Source organism: Porticoccus sp., assembly GCF_041592135.1.
Lineage (GTDB): Bacteria > Pseudomonadota > Gammaproteobacteria > Pseudomonadales > Porticoccaceae > Porticoccus.
Window position 1 is genome coordinate 39344 of sequence record NZ_JBFHQR010000002.1, and the last position, 16905, is coordinate 56248.

The window sequence follows — 16905 nt, forward strand, 5'->3', positions numbered from 1 at the left end:
ATGCTGACCAACAGTTCACGCCAACCGGAAAACGCCTGCCTGCGCCAGGTGATCGATGCCGGTGATTACTACCTGGGCGCGGTCAAGGCCGGCCAGACTCTGCGGATTCTCGATCTCGAGGGCAACCAGGCGGCGGACACCCTGTTCTACAGCGCCGCCGACCCGGCGGAGCACTACAGCGCCATGGATACCATCCGCGAGCAGGGCAACCTCTACCTGACCAGCGGCTCGGTGCTGCGCTCCAACGAGAACCGACCGATGCTGGAGATCGTCGCCGATACCTGCGGCCGCCACGATACCATCGGCGGCGCCTGCGCCACCGAGAGCAACAGCGTCCGCTACGACCTGGAAAAGCGCTGCATGCACGCCTGCCGCGACAGCTGGATGCTGGCCGTCGCCGAGCACCCGGAATTCGGCATCGGCAAGCGGGACATCAGCCACAACATCAACTTCTTCATGAATGTGCCGGTGACTGCCTCCGGCGGGCTGACCTTCGAGGACGGTATTTCCGCACCGGGCAAATACGTGGAACTGACCGCGCTGATGGATGTACTGGTGCTGATTTCTAACTGCCCGCAGCTCAACAACCCCTGCAACGGCTACAACCCCACCCCGGTGGAAATTCTGGTCTGGGATCACTAGGGCAACCGATGACAATATTCCCCCTTCGGTGGACGGCCACCGAAGTTGCCATGAGAACCGGGACGACCCGGTCGAGGTTAGCAAGATGTTCAACAAAGTCCTGATCGCCAACCGCGGCGCCATTGCCACCCGCATCATCCGCACCCTGAAGCGGCTCGGTATCGGCTCGGTGGCGGTGTACGCCGACTGCGACGCCGACAGCCTGCACGTGCGCCTGGCGGACGAAGCCTACCGCCTCGGCGAGGGCGGCGCCGCCGATACCTACCTGAACATGGAGCGGCTGCTGGCCATTGCCGCCGAGTCCGGCGCCGAGGCCATTCACCCCGGCTACGGTTTTCTCAGCGAAAACACCGGTTTTGTGGCCCGCTGCGAGGCGGCGGGCATCGTGTTTGTCGGCCCCACCGCTGCGCAGATGGAGGCGTTCGGCCTCAAACACCGGGCCCGGGAGCTGGCCCAGGAATCCGGTGTGCCGCTGCTGCCCGGTTCCGAGCTGTTGCGGGATCTGGATGAGGCCAAAACCGTGGCGGCGCAGATCGGCTACCCGGTGATGCTGAAGAGCACCGCCGGTGGCGGCGGTATCGGCATGCAGCTCTGCCACAGCGAGCAGGAGCTGTGCGGCGCCTTCGATTCGGTGAAACGGCTGGGGGCCAATAACTTTGCCGACGACGGTGTATTCCTGGAGAAATTCATTGCCCGCGCCCGCCACATCGAAGTGCAGGTGTTCGGCGACGGCTGCGGCGGGGCGCTGGCCCTGGGGGAGCGGGACTGCTCCAGCCAGCGCCGCAACCAGAAAGTGGTGGAGGAGTGCCCGGCCCCCAACCTGTCTGACGGCGTGCGGGAACAATTGCATTCAACCGCCGAGTCGCTGCTGGCCAGCGTCAGCTATCGCAATGCCGGCACCGTGGAATTTATCTACGACGCCGATACTGATCACTTCTACTTCCTGGAAGTGAATACCCGGTTGCAGGTGGAGCACGGCGTCACCGAAGAGGTGTACGGGCTCGACCTGGTAGAGTGGATGCTGCAGCTGGCGGCGGGGGAGAAGCTGTCCCTGGACACCCGCCGTCAGCAGCGGCATACCTCAGGCCACGCCATCCAGGTGCGGGTCTATGCGGAGGATCCCTACCGGGGCTTCCAGCCCTGCCCGGGCCCCCTGACCCAGGTGGCCTTTCCGGAGGGGGAGGGCATTCGCATCGACCACTGGATCGAGGCGGGCACCGAGGTGCCGCCGTTCTTCGATCCGATGCTGGCCAAGATTATCGTTCATGCTGCCGATAGGGATGGGGCGCTGGCCAGGCTGCAATGGACGCTGGACAACACCGTCCTGTACGGCAGCGAAACCAACCTGGACTACCTTCGCACCCTGAGTCGCGATCCGGTGCTGGCCAGAGGCGAGGTCACCACCCGCTACCTGAACAGCGTCAATTTTCAACCCGCCCGCATCGATGTGTTGCAGGGCGGTACCCAGACCACCGTGCAGGATTACCCCGGTCGCAGCGGCCACTGGGATGTGGGCGTGCCGCCCTCGGGCCCGTTCGACAGCTACTCTTTCCGATTGGCCAATCGTCTGCTCGGCAACCCGGCGGAGGCGGCGGCCCTGGAGATCACCCTGCAGGGGCCGACCCTGGCTTTCTCCTGCGACACCCAGGTGGTGATCGGCGGCGCCGCCATCGACACGAAGCTGGTGGATGCTGAATCCGGCGAGCAGCGGGAGCTACCCCTGTGGCAGGTAGTGGACGTGAAAGCCGGCCAGCAGCTCAGCCTGGGGCGCATCCGCGATGGCGGTGCCCGCGCCTACCTGGCGGTGCGCGGCGGCATCCAGTGTCCGAGCTATCTGGGATCGAGAGCCACCTTTACCCTGGGGCAATTTGGCGGTCACAACGGCCGCGCCCTGTGCAGCGGCGATGTGCTCCATCTGGACAAAACTGTTTCCCCGGTTGCACCGGTGCAGCTCGATCCGGCACTGTTGCCGCAAATTGGCCGCGACTGGCAACTGCGGGTGATCTACGGCCCCCAGGGTGCGCCGGACTTCTTCACCGATGGCGACATCGAGACCTTCTTCGGCCACGACTGGGAAGTGCACTACAACTCCAGCCGCACCGGGGTGCGGCTGATTGGCCCGAAACCGGCCTGGGCGCGGCAGGATGGCGGCGAGGCGGGACTGCACCCGTCCAACATCCACGACAACGCCTACGCCTTCGGCAGCGTGGATTTCACCGGTGACATGCCGGTGATCCTCGGCCCGGACGGCCCCTCCCTGGGGGGCTTTGTCTGCCCGGCCACGGTGATCAGCGCCGACCTGTGGAAACTGGGCCAGCTCCATGCGGGGGACAGGGTGCGCTTTGTGCCGGTGGACATCGAACAGGCGGTGGCGCTGGAGGCGGCGCAGCAGCGCCAGATAGACAGCCTTGAGCGACAGATAGACAGCCTTGAGCGACAGATAGACAGCCTTTCACCCCAGCAACAGCCCTGGCAGCCGGTGGCCCCGGATACGCCGGTGCTGGCGCGACTGAAAGCCCATGAGTTCGGCGATGAAATTGTCTACCGCGCCGCCGGGGATCACTTCCTGCTGGTGGAATACGGCGAGCAGGTGCTGGATATTCGCCTGCGTTTTCGCGCCCACGCCCTGATGCAGTGGTTGCAGAAAAATTCGCTGCCGGGTATCCGCGAACTGACCCCGGGCATCCGCTCATTGCAGATTCATTTCGACAGTCAGCAACTGGATCACCGCCGCCTGCTGGCCCACCTGCGCACCGCCGAGGAAGCCCTGGCAAACCAGCTGGAACAGCTGGCGGTGCCGTCGCGCATCGTCCATATCCCGCTGTCCTGGGACGACGAGGCCTGTCGTTTGGCGATCGAGAAATACAGCCAGTCGGTGCGCAAGAATGCCCCCTGGTGTCCCAGCAACCTGGAGTTCATCCGCCGCATCAACGGCCTGAACAGCATTGACGAGGTGAAAAAAATACTCTTCGAGGCCAGTTACCTGGTGATGGGGCTGGGGGACGTGTACCTGGGGGCGCCGGTGGCCACCCCGGTGGACCCGCGCCACCGGCTGGTGACCACCAAGTACAACCCGGCGCGCACCTGGACCGCGGAAAATTCCGTGGGTATCGGCGGCTCCTACCTGTGCGTTTACGGCATGGAGGGGCCCGGCGGTTACCAGTTTGTCGGCCGCACATTGCAAATGTGGAACCGCTACCGGCAGACCGCGGAGTTTGCCAAACCCTGGCTGCTGCGCTTCTTCGACCAGATCCGCTTCTACGAAGTCAGCCAGGAGGAGTTGCAGGAGATCCGCCGGGAATTTCCCCGCGGCAACTACCCCCTGAAGATCGAGGAGACCAGCTTCAGCCTGGCGGAGTACGAACAGTTCCTCACAGACAATAGTGCCGATATCGAACAGTTCCGTTCCAAACGTCACGCCGCCTTCCTGGAGGAGCTGGCCCAGTGGCACGCCAGCGGCCAGTTCAATTTCGAGGCCGAGGCGCAGCAACAGCAGGAGGATGAAGTGAGCTGGCCCGACGACAGCACCGTGGTGGACAGCCCGGTGTCCGGCAGCGTCTGGCAGACCGAAGTGGCGGTGGGCGACCATGTGCGTGCCGGTCAGGCGCTGGTGATTCTGGAATCCATGAAGATGGAAATTCCCATTCAGGCGCCCCGGGACGGGGTGGTCAGCCACCTGCTGCTGAGCGCCGGCCAGCGGGTGCGCCCCGGTCAGCCACTGGTGGTATTGGAAGAGATGGTTTGAGGAGCGGTGAAATGAGCAGCAACATGACAATAGCCAGCCTGGGCAAAGCCTACCGGGACGGCACCCTGACCCCCTCCGCCGTGATGGCGGATATCCGTAGCCGGGCAGCCGAATTCGCCGAGCGCAATATCTGGATTCACCCGCTCAGTGCGGCGGAGCAGCAACCCTATCTGGCGGCGCTGGCAGACAAGGATCCGCAACAGTGCCCGCTGTGGGGCATTCCCTTTGCCATCAAGGACAATATCGATCTGGCCGGGATACCCACCACCGCCGGCTGTGATGCTTTTGCCTACACCCCGTCGGTATCCGCGCCGGTGGTGCAGCAGTTGCTGGACGCCGGGGCCATCCCGGTGGGCAAGACCAATCTCGACCAGTTCGCCACCGGCCTCAACGGCACCCGCTCCCCCTGGGGACCGTGCCGCAATGCCTTCGATCCCGATTACATCAGCGGCGGTTCCAGCTCCGGTTCTGCCGTATCCGTGGCCCTGGGACTGGCCAGTTTCAGCCTGGGCACCGATACCGCCGGTTCCGGCCGGGTGCCCGCCGCCTTCAACAACCTGGTGGGCGTGAAACCCACCCGCGGGCTGCTGTCTGCCCGGGGCATGGTGCCCGCCTGTCGCAGCCTCGACTGCATCAGCATCATGGCCCTCAACAGCGACGACGCCAACGCGGTGCTGGCTTGCGCCGAGGGTTTCGATGCCGAGGACGGTTACAGTCGCCGCAATTGCTATGACAACCTCAGCCGCCACTACGGTTACCGGTCCGGCCCGCTAAAAGTGGGGGTGCTGCCCGAAGATCAGCTGCAGTTCTTTGGCGACAGTGAGTATCGGGACGCCTATGCCGCCACCCTGGCAAAACTCGCTGAATTGGGTTTCGAACTGGTGGAAGTGGACTACAGTCCTTTTGATGAAGCGGCGCGATTGCTCTACGAAGGCCCCTGGGTGGCGGAACGCTACATCGCCTGCCAGCCGCTGATCGAGGAGAATCCTGCGGCGCTGCACCCGGTAGTCCGGGCCATTGTGGAGCCGGGGGGCGAGCCGAAAGCCACCGAACTGTTCCGCGCCCAGTACCGGCTCGAGGCCCTGAAACGGATCTGTGTGGCGACGCTGGAACAGCTGGACTGCCTGCTGACCCCCACCGCTGGACGACTGTTCAGCGTGGACGAAATGCTGGCGGAGCCGATTCTCCACAACAGCCAGCTCGGCTACTACACCAACTTTATGAACCTGCTGGATATGACCTCTGTGGCGGTGCCCACGGCGTTTACGGCCAGCGGTCTGCCCTTTGGTATCACCCTGGTGGGCAACGCCTTCAGTGATCGGGCGTTGCTGTCCATCGCCAACCGCATCCAGCAGGGGCTGGCGCTGCCTGTCGGTATTGAGTGCGCCGATACAGAGCCCGCGGGATTTCCGCAGGTGCAGCAGCCGGTGATGGATAACCGCAGTATTGATGTGCTGGTGTGCGGCGCCCACCTGGAAGGACTGCCGCTCAACTGGCAGCTCACCGAGCGGGGCGCCCTATTGAAAAGTCGCACCCGCACCAAACCCTGCTACCGCATGTACGCACTGGCCGGTGGCCCTCCGTTCCGTCCCGGCCTGGTGGTGGATGAAAGCGACGGCGCCGCTATTGAGGTGGAAATCTGGTCGGTGCCCGTCGCCGAGTTCGGCAGCTTCGTGGCAGGGATTCCCGCGCCGCTGGGCATTGGCAAGGTGATGGTCGAAGATGGCTCCGACGTGACTGGTTTTATCTGCGAACCGCGGGGCGTCGAGGGCGCCACCGATATCACTCATCTGGGGGGCTGGCGCGCCTACCTGGCCAGTCGTTGAGGACCGCTTTCCCCATCGCTGGGTGATCCGACAGCGGGATGCTATGGTTGACGGCATCCCCTTGTCGGAGTCCAGGCATGTCCAAGGCTGTCCATGGTTTATCCCTTAGAGCACTGTCGCTGACAGCGCTGGCCATGGTGGCGTTTGCCGGCAACTCCCTGCTGTGCCGCGCGGCGTTGAAAGGCACGGCCATTGATGCCGCCAGTTTTACCTCCCTGCGATTGCTGTCCGGCGCCTTGGTGCTATGGCTGATCGTTGCCCTGCGCCGCAGTGATCGGGAGGGGCCGGGCAGCTGGCTGTCCGGCCTCTGGTTATTCGCCTATGCGGCGGCGTTTTCCTTTGCCTACCTGAGCCTGACGGCGGCCACCGGGGCGCTGCTGCTGTTTGCCGCGGTGCAGGTGACTATGATCGGCCACGGCCTGTGGGTCGGGGAGCGGTTGCGACCGCTGCAATGGCTGGGAGTCTGTCTGGCCATTGCGGGACTGGTGGGATTGTTGCTGCCGGGGGTGTCGGCCCCACCTCCTTTGGGCGCTGCACTGATGATACTGGCGGGGGCGGCCTGGGGATTTTATTCCCTGCGCGGTCGTCGCGGCGGCGATGCCACCCGGGTAACTGCCGGTAATTTCCGCTGTGCGGTGCCGTTTGCACTGCTGTTGAGTGCCCTGATGATCTCCCGCTTCAGTATTGATACCGCCGGCGCGGGCTATGCCCTGGCCTCCGGAGCACTGGCATCCGGGTTGGGATATGCTATCTGGTACACTGCCCTGCCTCACCTGAAAGCCGCCAGCGCCGCCACGGTGCAGCTCAGTGTGCCGGTGATCGCCGCCGCCGGCGGTGTGCTGTTGCTCGGTGAACCACTGGGTGTGCGGCTGTTGCTGGCATCCCTGGCGGTGCTGGGGGGCATCGCCCTGGTGATTCTCGAGCGGCGTTGACCGTTGCACGGATACAAGGAAAGGACCATGAAAATATTGCTGCTTTCCGGCAGTTTCCGGAAACACAGTTATTCCCTGGCGCTGCTAAAGGTGGCGGAGGAATTGCTGGGGGATCACCGTTGCGAGCTGCCGGATCTGGATCAGCTGCTCCTCTACAATGAGGACCGCTCCGGCGACCACCGGCCGGAAGCGGTGCAGCAATTCCAGCAGCAGGTGGATGACTGCGACGCCATTGTGGTGTGCTCGCCGGAATACAACCACAGCATCCCGGCGGTGCTGAAAAATGCCATCGACTGGGCCTCCCGCCCGGCGTTCCACTCGCCGTTGAAGGACAAACCGGTGACCATCATCACCCAGGCGCCGAGTCTGGTGGGCGGGGCCAGGGCGCAGGCTCATTTGAAGCTGGTGTTCGACTCCACCCTGTCGCGCATCCATCCCTGCCACGAGATGATGATTGCCGAAGTGAAGGACAAATTCGACGAGCAGTTGCAACTCAGCGATGACCACACCCGCAAGCGGTTGATCCGTCACCTGGAAGACTTTATGGGATTTGTCGGCAGTGTTGCTGGCACTGGGGAAAACAGCCTCTGTTAATGGTTTCTTAAGCAACCAGCGCTAGCATGGGCGGCTTTTCAAGGATGCGGACCGCCCATGAACAAAACCCTTGTTGTCGCCACGCTGGTTATGATCCTCGCGCTGAGCGCCTGTGACAGCTACGACTACTCGCGCGCCGACCAGGTGCTGCCGCTGCAGGTCAGTCTGGCCGATCCCTCATGGGGCGGTTTTGTCATTCCCGAGGGGCAGCAGTGCCGGAAGTTCGGCGGCAACGGTGCCACACCAAGGTTGCTGGTCAGTGGCATCCCAGAGGGTAGCAACGCCGTGATCGTCGCCTTCAGTGATCGCAGCTGGTTTCTGATGAATCGCGGTGGTCATGGCATGATCGGCCTGTGGACCGGTTATTCACGCAGCAGCGTCGAGATTCCTTCCGTGGCCGGCGAATCCTTCGAGCTACCCAGTGGCCTATTCATCGAACAACCGCATCAGGGCGGTCGCGGTGAGCCCGGCGCCTACCTGCCCCCCTGTTCCGGCGGCAGGGGGCATCGCTACGTCGCAGAAGTGATGGCGGTTCACAAGGGCACGGGCGATGAGCCGACCTGGTTGCTCGCCGAAGGCGAGGTTTCTCTCGGTCGCTACTGAAGGGGGTTGGTAACCCCTGCCCGTCACTCGTCTGCCCAGGGCGGTAGTGATGTTGTCCAGCAAGATAGGGGTGTAAACAGTCATTTTTTTTGCTGAGTGTGTGTCAGCCCGGTAGCCATCCGAGCCGACACGTTGGTGGCAGAGGGTTTAGTGCAAATCCGCCAGTTTCGCTCCGAAGTTGATATGGAAGACCTGATCGCCCAGCAGAAGTGCGGGGACAGAGTGTATGCCCAGTGATTCAGCTTCCCTGATGCGTTCCTTGTGTTCACCGAGGTGAACGATTTCGACGGCGTATTGGGACTGATCCAGTGCCGTTGCCAATCCCTGTTCCGCTGCGACGCAGACCGGGCACCCGGCGTGATAAAAAATGGCTTTGGTTTTCATGGTTGTACTCCTCTTTGCCAATTGGAGTAATCTATTATTCACAGATAAACAAAGGCGGGGAGTAGGTACTTTCTGGAAAGGTACTTACAAAATGGTGCAACTTGATGGACTTGCAGGAAAAAATTATTTTTCAATCGGATGCCGAGAAAAGCGTCGGGCGCATGGTGGAGTCGATCATTGGCTGTAAATGGTCCCTGTCCGTCTTGCAGCTGCTGCGGGATGGCATTAACAGGCCGGGTGAGATGCAGCGGCAGGTAGCGGGGCTGACCACCAAGGTGCTGAATGAGCGGCTGGCAAAGCTGTCGCGTTACGGCATTATCGACAAGACCGTATACCCGGAGTCTCCGCCCAGAGTGGAGTACAGCTTCACGGAATTCGGCAGGCAGTTTCTGCAGATTATTGATGTGGTGAACCGGGTCCAGCGGGAGCTGGACGGCAACTAATTCAGTTGACGCTCATGGCCTTTTTCTTGATCCACAGCCTGTCTTTCTGCTCCACCTCGTAGCGCATCCAGCCGTGAAAATGATGGGTGGGTATCTGCCCCACCTGTCCTTTGCCGTCGCCTGCCACCACCCTGAAAATCACCTTTTCCCCATTGGCCTGCAGCACCTCCCGGACACTCCAGTGACTGCCGAGCTGGGCATTGCTGTAGCAACTGGCGGGCTGGATGCGGTGGGGTGCCGTATTGACAGTCTCAGCATGCTGCAGGGCCAATTCAATGACTTCGCTGATGTCATCCATGGCGATATCCATAAACGAATCCAGTTGATGCAACGCCGCTGCGACATCCTCCTGGGAAAGAACGGCGTGTCGGCCCACATGGATATCGTGAATGACCGTCGGGCGACTCCGGAGTCCGTGGGGGTAGCGACGCCAGGGAAATACGCTGTTAAACAGGGTGCCTGCCAGTAACAGGGTGCAGGTATTCAATAACACCGGGATGAACAGGAATTGATAGCCCAGCCCGTGGATGGCATCGCCACCGATCACCGCCAGCAGGGCGGATGCACCCCCGGGGGGGTGCAGGCAGCGCAGGTAGTACATGGCGACCACCGCGAGACCGACGGCGGCAGCGCTGGCCAGCATTTCTCCCGGAATCCAGTGGTAACAGCAGATGCCAACCAGCGCGGAAACACTATTGCCCGCCACCACCGGCCAGGGCTGGGAGAGGGTGCCGTGGGGGACGGCGAAGACCAGTACCGTCGCCGCGCCAATGGAGGTCAGCAGAAGCCGCCGGGTCGGTTCGGCTTCAACATAAGCCGTCAGCCAATAGATCCCGAGGATAGCGATAAAGCTGCCCAGCCCGGAGAGAATTTTTTCCAGGTGGGAGGTATTGCTCGGGGTGATGCCCAGCAGTTGTTCTGCACGTCGAGTAAGAGATACGTCTGCTGTCATTGTGGTGAGTGCTTGCCTTGAACTTACATCGGGCCAGGCCGCCAGCTGTGGTCAATCTGGTTGAAGGGCGCGCAGTCTAAATTGCCTGATTTGTTCTGTATAACGAATAATAATGATGATATATATTTGATTTATTGATTTTAACCGTGCTGTGGCAGTGCGCTGTTTGCGGAGGAGGTTATGGATATTGAACTGGCAAGGACATTTCTGGGGGTGATGAGTGCCGGCAGTTTCAGTGAGGCGGCCCAGCGCTTGCACATCAGTCAGACGACGGTGACCACCCGGATCCAGTCCCTGGAATCGCTCCTGGATTGCGAGTTGTTCATCCGCAACCGCTCCGGCGCTCGCTTGACTCACCATGGTGAACGCTTTGCCGATCATGCCACGGCGTTAGTGCAAACCTGGGAGCGTGCCAGGCAGGCGATGATTGCGCCCCCGGAGATGGCGCGGAGAATTTGTCTGGGGGCGGAAACCAGTCTCTGGAATCCACTGCTGACACGCTGGGTATTGAGGTTGCGGCAACGGTTGCCGGAGGCGGCACTACAGGTGCGGGTGCAAAGCAGCACCGAACTGTTCGCGCAGCTGGATCACGGCCTGTTGGATGCGGCTATTGTGCACCTTCCCAATTACCATTCCGCATTTGTGGTCGAGCAATTGCTGGAAGAAAAACTGGTGCTGGTGGAGGTCCAGGACAACAGCAAGCCAGATCTGTTTGTCGACTGGGGGCCTGATTTCGTGGCCCAGTTTGACGCGGCATTGCCCAAACCCAGATTGTCCGCCATGGCGTTTGATTTTGGTCCACTTGCCCTGCAGGTCATGCTGCAACAGGGCGGTAGCGGGTATTTTCGCACCCGCGTGGTCCGGCCCTATCTCGACCAGGGGCGCCTGCAACGGGTGAAGGGGGCACCGGAGTTTTCCTATCCGGTTTTTCTTGTGTACCGGTCGGGCGACGTGACATCTGAACTACAGCTCGCATTTGAGGCGCTGCGGCGCGAAGTAAGCGAGGATATGGGGTGGCAACTTTAACGGCTCCAATGGGGCGGGCGCTTTTCCAGAAAGGCACTTAACCCTTCGCGGCCCTCGTCGGCGACCCGCAGCCGGGCGATGGTTTCGCTGGTGCGCCACAGCAGTTGGTCGCTGATGGGCTCTGCTGCTACGTCGGCAATCAACCGTTTCGCTGCCGCGATGGCCTCGGGGCCATTCTGCAGCAGGTTATCGATCCAGTTGTTCACCAGCTGATCCAGTTTTGCTTTCTGCACCACTTCACTGACCAGACCGAGTGCCCTGGCCGTGGCGGCGGTCATCGCTTCGGCGCTGAGAAAGTAGCGCCGCGCCGCGCGCGGGCCGATGGCGGCGATCACATAGGGGCTGATGGTGGCGGGGATTAGTCCCAACCTGGCTTCGCTGAACTGAAAACGGGCGTGGCTTACCGCCACCGCCATATCGCAACAGCAGATCAGCCCCACTGCACCGCCCCAGGCGCTGCCCTGTACCCTGGCGATGGTAGGTTTGGGCAATTCATTGAGGGTGCGCAACATATGGGCTAGTGCCTCGGCATCCGCCAGGTTGTCATTGTAGGAGTAGCCGCACATGCGTTTCATCCAAGCCAGATCCGCACCGGCGGAAAAGTGTTTGCCCGCGGCTGCCAATACCATGACGCGAGCGGAGGGGTTTGTGGCGACCTGCTGAAAAGCGCTATCCAGTTCGGCAATCACCTGATCGTCAAAGGCATTGTGTTTTTCCTGCCGGTTCAGGGTGACCGTAGCGACACCGCGGTTGTCGATCTCGGTAGTGACGGTTGCTGTGCTCATGGTGGTTACCTTTCAGGAAACTACTTACATGCGGAATACCCCGAAGCGGGTTTCCTCGCTGGGGCGGTTGGCGGCGATGGCCAGGCAGTGGCCGATGACCTCGCGGGTCTGTGCTGGGTCGATGACGCCGTCGTCCCAGAGTCGGGCGGAGGCGTAGTAGGGATTGCCCTGGGCTTCGTAGCGCTCGACGATGGGACATTTGAAGGCCTTTTCTTCCCCATCGCTCCAGGGTTTGCCCTCCCGCTGCAGCTGTTCCCGCTTGACCTGGGCCAGCACCCCGGCGGCCTGCTCTCCGCCCATCACGGAAATTCGCGCGTTGGGCCACATAAACAGGAAGCGCGGGTCGTAGGCGCGGCCGCACATGCCGTAGTTGCCGGCGCCGTATGAACCGCCGATCAATACCGTAAATTTCGGCACCCGGGCGCAGGCCACCGCCATTACCAGCTTGGCGCCGTGCTTGGCGATACCGCCGGCCTCGTAGCGCTGGCCAACCATGAAGCCGGTGATGTTCTGCAGGAATAGCAGCGGGATGCCGCGCTGGGCACAGAGCTCAATGAAGTGCGCGCCCTTCTGGGCGGACTCGCTGAAGAGGATGCCGTTGTTAGCGACGATGCCCAGCGGGTAGCCCTGCCAGCGGGCAAAACCGCACACCAGGGTAGGGCCATAGAGCGCCTTGAATTCGTCGAATTCGGAACCGTCCACCAGCCGGGCGATCACCTCGCGGACGTTGTAGGAGAGGCGGCGCTCGGCGGGAATCACGCCATAGAGCTCTTGCGGGTCAAACTGCGGTTCCACTGGCGGAGCCATATCAAACTGCGCGGGTTTGGCCCGGTTCAGCCGCGCCACGCAGCGCCGCGCCAGCTGCAGGGCATGTTGGTCATTCTCGGCCAAGTGATCGGCCACCCCGGAGGTGCGGCAGTGCAGCTCCGCACCGCCCAGTTCCTCGGCGCTGATGGTTTCCCCGGTGGCGGCTTTCACCAGCGGCGGGCCGCCGATAAAGATGGTGCCCTGTGCCCGGACGATGATGGCCTCGTCCGACATGGCCGGCACATAGGCGCCGCCGGCGGTGCAGGAGCCCATCACCACGGCGATCTGGGGAATGTTCTGGGCCGACAGGTTGGCCTGGTTGTAGAAGATGCGGCCGAAGTGTTCGCGGTCAGGAAACACCTCGTCCTGGCTGGGCAGGTAGGCACCGCCGGAATCCACCAGGTAGATACAGGGCAGGTGATTGTCGGCGGCGATCTGCTGGGCGCGCAGGTGTTTCTTGACGGTCAGCGGGTAGTAGGTGCCGCCCTTGACGGTGGCGTCGTTGGCGATGATCAGGCAATCATGTCCGGACACCTTGCCGATGCCGCTGATCAGGCCCGCCGCCGGTACCGCGTCCTCGTACAGCTGCCAGGCGGCCAGCGGGGACAGTTCCAAGAAGGGACTGTCGGCATCGAGTAGCTGCTCGATGCGCTCCCGGGGCAGCAGTTTGCCCCGTTCCCGGTGCCGCTGGCGGGCCGTTTCGCCGCCGCCCTGGCGCACCTGTTTCAGGGTGTGCTCGAGCCGCTCCACCAGCCCCTGCATGTGTTGCCGGTTCTGTTGGAACTCGGGACTGTTGGTGTCGAGTTTGCTGCTGAGGATGGCCATGACAAACGCCTCCAGTTGGGTCGCTCAGGCGGTCTCCCGGAACAGTTCCCGGCCGATCAGCATGCGGCGGATCTCGCTGGTGCCGGCGCCGATCTCGTAGAGCTTGGCGTCCCGCAGCAGGCGACCGGTGGGAAAATCGTTGATGTAGCCGTTGCCCCCCAGCAACTGGATGGCGTCCAGTGCCATGCGGGTGGCCAGTTCGGCGCTGAACAGGATCACCGCGGCGGCGTCCTTTCTCGATTCCCGCCCTCGGTCACAGGCGGCGGCCACCGCGTACAGGTAGGCGCGGCTGGCGTTGAGGCCGGCGTACATGTCCGCCAGCTTGCCTTGCACCAGTTGGAATTCGCCGATGGCCCGATCGAACTGGCGGCGCTGGTGCACATAGGGCAACACCACATCCAGGCAGGCCTGCATGATGCCCACCGGGCCGCCGGCCAGTACCGCGCGCTCGGTATCGAGGCCGGACATCAGCACCGCCACGCCACTGCCTACGCCGCCGATCACGTTGTCCGCCGGTACCGGACAGTCCTGGAATACCAGCTCACAGGTGTTGGAGCCGCGCATCCCCAGTTTGTCCAGCTTCTGGTGGCGGGAGAAACCGGTTAGCTCGCGCTCGACAATAAAGGCAGTAAGGCCGCCCTTATCCGCTTTGCTGCCGGTTTTGGCGTAGATCACGTAGGTATCGGCATCGGGGCCATTGGTGATCCACATCTTGTTGCCGTTGAGCAGGAAGTGATCGCCTTGCTTTTGCGCCTTCAGGCCCATGGCCAGTACATCGGAACCGGCGTTGGGTTCCGACATGGCGAGGGCTCCCACGTGTTCGCCGCTGCACAGTTTGGGCAGGTAGCGCTGCCGCTGTTGTTCGCTGCCGTGCCGGTAAATCTGGTTGACGCAGAGATTGGCGTGGGCGCCGTAGGACAGTCCCACTGCGGCCGAGGCCCGGGACAGTTCCTCCATGGCCACCACCTGGGCCAGGAAGCCCATACCGCTGCCGCCGTAGGCCTCCGGTACGGTGATACCGAGCAGGCCGAGTTCCCCCAGCTTTGGCCACAGGTCGCGGGGGAATTCATTATCGCGATCGATCTGGTCTGCGCGGGGCGCCAGCTCGTGGCCGGCAAACCGTTGTACGCTACGGCGCAGCAGGTCGATGTCTTCACCGAGGTGGAAATCGAGGGAGGGGTAATCGCTAACCATGGGCTGTGTCCGCCATTATGTTTTGCCCGATTTTTTGCCCCCAGCTTTAGGGGCGTTTTTGCGCGCTTTTTTCAAAGCCTTGCGGCAAGCGGTTTCGGCCTCATCCAGGGACTTGATCATCTTGTTGATGTCCCGGAGCTGGCGGGTAACTTTTTCACGCTGTTGCTGAATGTGTCCGGTCAGGGCCTGCAGTTGTTCCACATTGCCGTGGGCCGGATCGTACAGGTCGACAATTGCGCGGCTCTCCTCCAGGCTGAAACCGAGCCGTTTGCCGCGCAGGATCAGCCTCAGTCGGGTGCGGTCCGACGGGCTGTAGATGCGGGTCTGGCCGCGTCGCTGCGGCTTGAGCAAGCCGATATCTTCGTAGTGGCGAATGGTGCGGGTGGTGATGTCAAACTCCCGCGCGAGGTCGCCAATGCCGAGTTCAGTGGTCTCTGTCATGGTCTGTCTGCCCCTGGTCGTCACCCAACCCGCTGTTTGATTTAAAAATAGATTACATTTACGTAAACGTAAAGTTTGCGGGTCATTAAAACTGTTTTTGTGTGGTTCGAACGGTGCTTAAAAAAGAGTCAGTGGTGGCTTAGCAGGGCGAGTTGGCGCGATAACAGGTTTTCACCGTCTTCACCAAAATGATTGATGCGGCACAGGGGGCTGTCCTCCGCTAGTGGTGCCAGCTCGAATTCCGCCAGAGAGGGGTGCTGGCAGGCCGCCTGGTTGAGCAGGATTTCCCCGTCGGTAGCCTTTTCCAGTAATTCGCGCAGGCTGTTCAGGTGTTGTCCCTGTTCCAGTTCGTTGAGCAGGGTAGAACCGGTGCACTGGCGAATGGTCGGTGACACCGCCGCCGCGAGATCCACGGTGACCCCGCCATTGTTCAGCAGTTTGGCAGACAGCCGCAGCAGTGCCGCAGCACAGTAGGCGGCGTTCATGGTCTGGTCATCCGCGTCGTCAGCGCCGCGAAATTCCAGATAGACATTGTAGTGATCGCCGTGCAGGCGCTCGCCGCCGTAAAGCTTGAGGGTGCGCTCGATCAACTGATCGAAACGGCCCATCAGCGATTCGAAATGTTCACGATTAAGCAGCGTTTCCAGGCGGGGCAGGTTGCGGCAGGCAATGCCGAGCAGGGCCACCGGTTGTTGGCGAAGGGCGGGAGGCGGGCTGTCCGGGATGGCGAGTAACGGTTCCATGCGCTGTCGCAGGGTGGATAGCTCGTCCAGGCCATTGTCCTCTTCCCCTGGCAATTGCCGGATCAGTTGGCCGATTCGGCCGGACAGCGAGGCGCCCAGGCGGTAGGCCAGGAGGATCAGCAGAGCCGTGAAAACAGCCCAAATGGTGGCGAAAGTCAGCAGTGGTCGGGAAAAACTGTCGGTCATGTAGGCCGGTTGCAGGGAAACGGTGGCGTAGCCGACCGAGGCACTCTCGATGCTCACCTGACTGCGCTGTTCATATGCGCCATCTGTGCCGGTTTGTTCCCGCTGTGTCTGGGCGATAAGCCGCTGGTTGACATCGTAGATGGCGGCGCGCTGTACCCCGGCGATGGACAGTAATTCGTCCAGTTCCACCTGCAGGCTCAGGTTGTCGCGGTGAATCAGGGGGTCGCGAACCGCCTTGGCCAGTTGTTGGGCCAGGGTCTGGCTGAGCTGATGCCCCTGTTGGTCAGCCAGTTTACCCAGCTGGCTGTGCAGTGACAGGCCAATGACCGATCCGCTGAGCAGGGAAAAAAACAGGGCGATAACGGGCAGTAATTTGACGTAGGACCTGGCGAGGTTGCCCATTCGATGACATTTCCCTGTGAATTGGTAAAGATCGGCGCATTCTATCTTATTCGCCGCTCTCCTATAATACCCGCCCCGATATACCCGTGGCCGATGCCACCGACTTTGGATGCCGCTGTGAGAGAAATTCTGCTGATCAATGTTGCCGGTGAAGACAAGCCCGGTATAACCAGTGCGGTGTCGCGAGTGCTTGACGAGCACGGCGCCGATATCCTCGATATTGGCCAGGCGGTGATTCACGACAGTCTCAACTTGGGTATTCTGGTGAAGATTCCCGACGGCCAGTCCCCGGAGCAGGTGCAAAAGGAAATTCTGTTCAGCCTGCACGCCATGGATATGAAGGTGCGCTTCCAACCCATTTCCGAGAAAAGTTAC

16 protein-coding genes are annotated in these 16905 nt (G+C 61.9%); 9 read left to right on the top strand and 7 right to left on the bottom strand.

From position 1 onward, the window contains the following. The 6 genes from ABY948_RS00455 (at nt 1) to ABY948_RS00480 (ending at nt 8342) form a co-directional block, all read left to right on the top strand. The gene (locus ABY948_RS00455; RefSeq protein ID WP_461480525.1) at nt 1–642 is read left to right on the top strand and encodes an urea amidolyase associated protein UAAP2; all 642 of its coding nucleotides are present in this window, start codon (nt 1–3) and stop codon (nt 640–642) included. Between the two features lie 85 nt (nt 643–727). Continuing rightward, on the top strand, nt 728–4387 hold the full coding sequence (uca, locus tag ABY948_RS00460; RefSeq protein WP_461480526.1) for an urea carboxylase: 3660 nt from the start codon (nt 728–730) through the stop codon (nt 4385–4387). Between the two features lie 11 nt (nt 4388–4398). Continuing rightward, on the top strand, nt 4399–6213 hold the full coding sequence (atzF, locus tag ABY948_RS00465) for an allophanate hydrolase (RefSeq protein WP_461480527.1): 1815 nt from the start codon (nt 4399–4401) through the stop codon (nt 6211–6213). Nucleotides 6214–6290: 77 nt separating this feature from the next. Then, complete coding sequence (locus ABY948_RS00470; RefSeq protein WP_461480528.1) at nt 6291–7145, top strand: DMT family transporter; 855 nt, start codon at nt 6291–6293, stop codon at nt 7143–7145. A gap of 27 nt (nt 7146–7172) precedes the next feature. Continuing rightward, nucleotides 7173–7739 (top strand): NADPH-dependent FMN reductase, encoded by a 567-nt coding sequence (locus ABY948_RS00475; protein WP_461480529.1) that lies wholly within the window; start codon nt 7173–7175, stop codon nt 7737–7739. A 57-nt stretch (nt 7740–7796) separates the two neighbouring features. Next, the gene (locus ABY948_RS00480) at nt 7797–8342 is read left to right on the top strand and encodes a hypothetical protein (RefSeq protein ID WP_461480530.1); all 546 of its coding nucleotides are present in this window, start codon (nt 7797–7799) and stop codon (nt 8340–8342) included. Nucleotides 8343–8489: 147 nt separating this feature from the next. Here the strand turns inward: ABY948_RS00480 and ABY948_RS00485 are convergent, their stop codons facing one another. After that, nucleotides 8490–8726, bottom strand: a complete 237-nt coding sequence (locus ABY948_RS00485) for a thioredoxin family protein (protein ID WP_461480531.1) — start codon at nt 8724–8726, stop codon at nt 8490–8492. A gap of 104 nt (nt 8727–8830) precedes the next feature. Here ABY948_RS00485 and ABY948_RS00490 point away from each other — a divergent pair, with 104 nt between their 5' ends. Further along, a complete protein-coding gene (locus ABY948_RS00490; RefSeq protein WP_461480532.1) occupies nt 8831–9169 on the top strand; it encodes a winged helix-turn-helix transcriptional regulator in 339 nt (112 codons plus the stop codon). Between the two features lies 1 nt (nt 9170). Here the strand turns inward: ABY948_RS00490 and ABY948_RS00495 are convergent, their stop codons facing one another. Then, the gene (locus ABY948_RS00495; RefSeq protein WP_461480533.1) at nt 9171–10121 is read right to left on the bottom strand and encodes an HPP family protein; all 951 of its coding nucleotides are present in this window, start codon (nt 10119–10121) and stop codon (nt 9171–9173) included. Between the two features lie 180 nt (nt 10122–10301). Between ABY948_RS00495 and ABY948_RS00500 the strand changes: the two genes are divergently transcribed. After that, on the top strand, nt 10302–11147 hold the full coding sequence (locus ABY948_RS00500; protein WP_461480534.1) for a LysR family transcriptional regulator: 846 nt from the start codon (nt 10302–10304) through the stop codon (nt 11145–11147). Here ABY948_RS00500 and ABY948_RS00505 read toward each other — a convergent pair. The 5 genes from ABY948_RS00505 to ABY948_RS00525 all read right to left on the bottom strand — a co-directional run bounded on the left by ABY948_RS00505 (nt 11144) and on the right by ABY948_RS00525 (nt 16530). Further along, on the bottom strand, nt 11144–11932 hold the full coding sequence (locus tag ABY948_RS00505) for an enoyl-CoA hydratase/isomerase family protein (protein WP_461480535.1): 789 nt from the start codon (nt 11930–11932) through the stop codon (nt 11144–11146). The genes ABY948_RS00500 and ABY948_RS00505 overlap by 4 nt on opposite strands. A gap of 24 nt (nt 11933–11956) precedes the next feature. Further along, nucleotides 11957–13564, bottom strand: a complete 1608-nt coding sequence (locus ABY948_RS00510) for a carboxyl transferase domain-containing protein (RefSeq protein ID WP_461480536.1) — start codon at nt 13562–13564, stop codon at nt 11957–11959. Nucleotides 13565–13588: 24 nt separating this feature from the next. Beyond that, complete coding sequence (locus ABY948_RS00515) at nt 13589–14758, bottom strand: isovaleryl-CoA dehydrogenase (RefSeq protein WP_461480537.1); 1170 nt, start codon at nt 14756–14758, stop codon at nt 13589–13591. Between the two features lie 15 nt (nt 14759–14773). Further along, nucleotides 14774–15199, bottom strand: coding sequence for a MerR family transcriptional regulator (locus ABY948_RS00520; RefSeq protein WP_461480538.1), 426 nt, complete (start codon nt 15197–15199; stop codon nt 14774–14776). 128 nt (nt 15200–15327) lie between these two features. Next, nucleotides 15328–16530, bottom strand: a complete 1203-nt coding sequence (locus tag ABY948_RS00525) for a hypothetical protein (RefSeq protein WP_461480539.1) — start codon at nt 16528–16530, stop codon at nt 15328–15330. A 117-nt stretch (nt 16531–16647) separates the two neighbouring features. On the opposite strand from ABY948_RS00525, the gene ABY948_RS00530 reads away from it, so the two are divergent. Continuing rightward, nucleotides 16648–16905, top strand: a 258-nt coding sequence (locus ABY948_RS00530) for an ACT domain-containing protein (protein WP_461480540.1), incomplete at its 3' end; no start/stop codon positions are given.

What these genes read in the sequence shown, in the direction of transcription:
- ABY948_RS00455 (WP_461480525.1), top strand. Translation starts at nt 1, where the DNA reads ATGCTGACCAACAGTTCACGCCAACCGGAAAACGCCTGCCTGCGCCAG.
- uca (WP_461480526.1), top strand. Translation starts at nt 728, where the DNA reads ATGTTCAACAAAGTCCTGATCGCCAACCGCGGCGCCATTGCCACCCGC.
- atzF (WP_461480527.1), top strand. Translation starts at nt 4,399, where the DNA reads ATGAGCAGCAACATGACAATAGCCAGCCTGGGCAAAGCCTACCGGGAC.
- ABY948_RS00470 (WP_461480528.1), top strand. Translation starts at nt 6,291, where the DNA reads ATGTCCAAGGCTGTCCATGGTTTATCCCTTAGAGCACTGTCGCTGACA.
- ABY948_RS00475 (WP_461480529.1), top strand. Translation starts at nt 7,173, where the DNA reads ATGAAAATATTGCTGCTTTCCGGCAGTTTCCGGAAACACAGTTATTCC.
- ABY948_RS00480 (WP_461480530.1), top strand. Translation starts at nt 7,797, where the DNA reads ATGAACAAAACCCTTGTTGTCGCCACGCTGGTTATGATCCTCGCGCTG.
- ABY948_RS00485 (WP_461480531.1), bottom strand. Translation starts at nt 8,726, where the DNA reads ATGAAAACCAAAGCCATTTTTTATCACGCCGGGTGCCCGGTCTGCGTC.
- ABY948_RS00490 (WP_461480532.1), top strand. Translation starts at nt 8,831, where the DNA reads ATGGACTTGCAGGAAAAAATTATTTTTCAATCGGATGCCGAGAAAAGC.
- ABY948_RS00495 (WP_461480533.1), bottom strand. Translation starts at nt 10,121, where the DNA reads ATGACAGCAGACGTATCTCTTACTCGACGTGCAGAACAACTGCTGGGC.
- ABY948_RS00500 (WP_461480534.1), top strand. Translation starts at nt 10,302, where the DNA reads ATGGATATTGAACTGGCAAGGACATTTCTGGGGGTGATGAGTGCCGGC.
- ABY948_RS00505 (WP_461480535.1), bottom strand. Translation starts at nt 11,932, where the DNA reads ATGAGCACAGCAACCGTCACTACCGAGATCGACAACCGCGGTGTCGCT.
- ABY948_RS00510 (WP_461480536.1), bottom strand. Translation starts at nt 13,564, where the DNA reads ATGGCCATCCTCAGCAGCAAACTCGACACCAACAGTCCCGAGTTCCAA.
- ABY948_RS00515 (WP_461480537.1), bottom strand. Translation starts at nt 14,758, where the DNA reads ATGGTTAGCGATTACCCCTCCCTCGATTTCCACCTCGGTGAAGACATC.
- ABY948_RS00520 (WP_461480538.1), bottom strand. Translation starts at nt 15,199, where the DNA reads ATGACAGAGACCACTGAACTCGGCATTGGCGACCTCGCGCGGGAGTTT.
- ABY948_RS00525 (WP_461480539.1), bottom strand. Translation starts at nt 16,530, where the DNA reads ATGGGCAACCTCGCCAGGTCCTACGTCAAATTACTGCCCGTTATCGCC.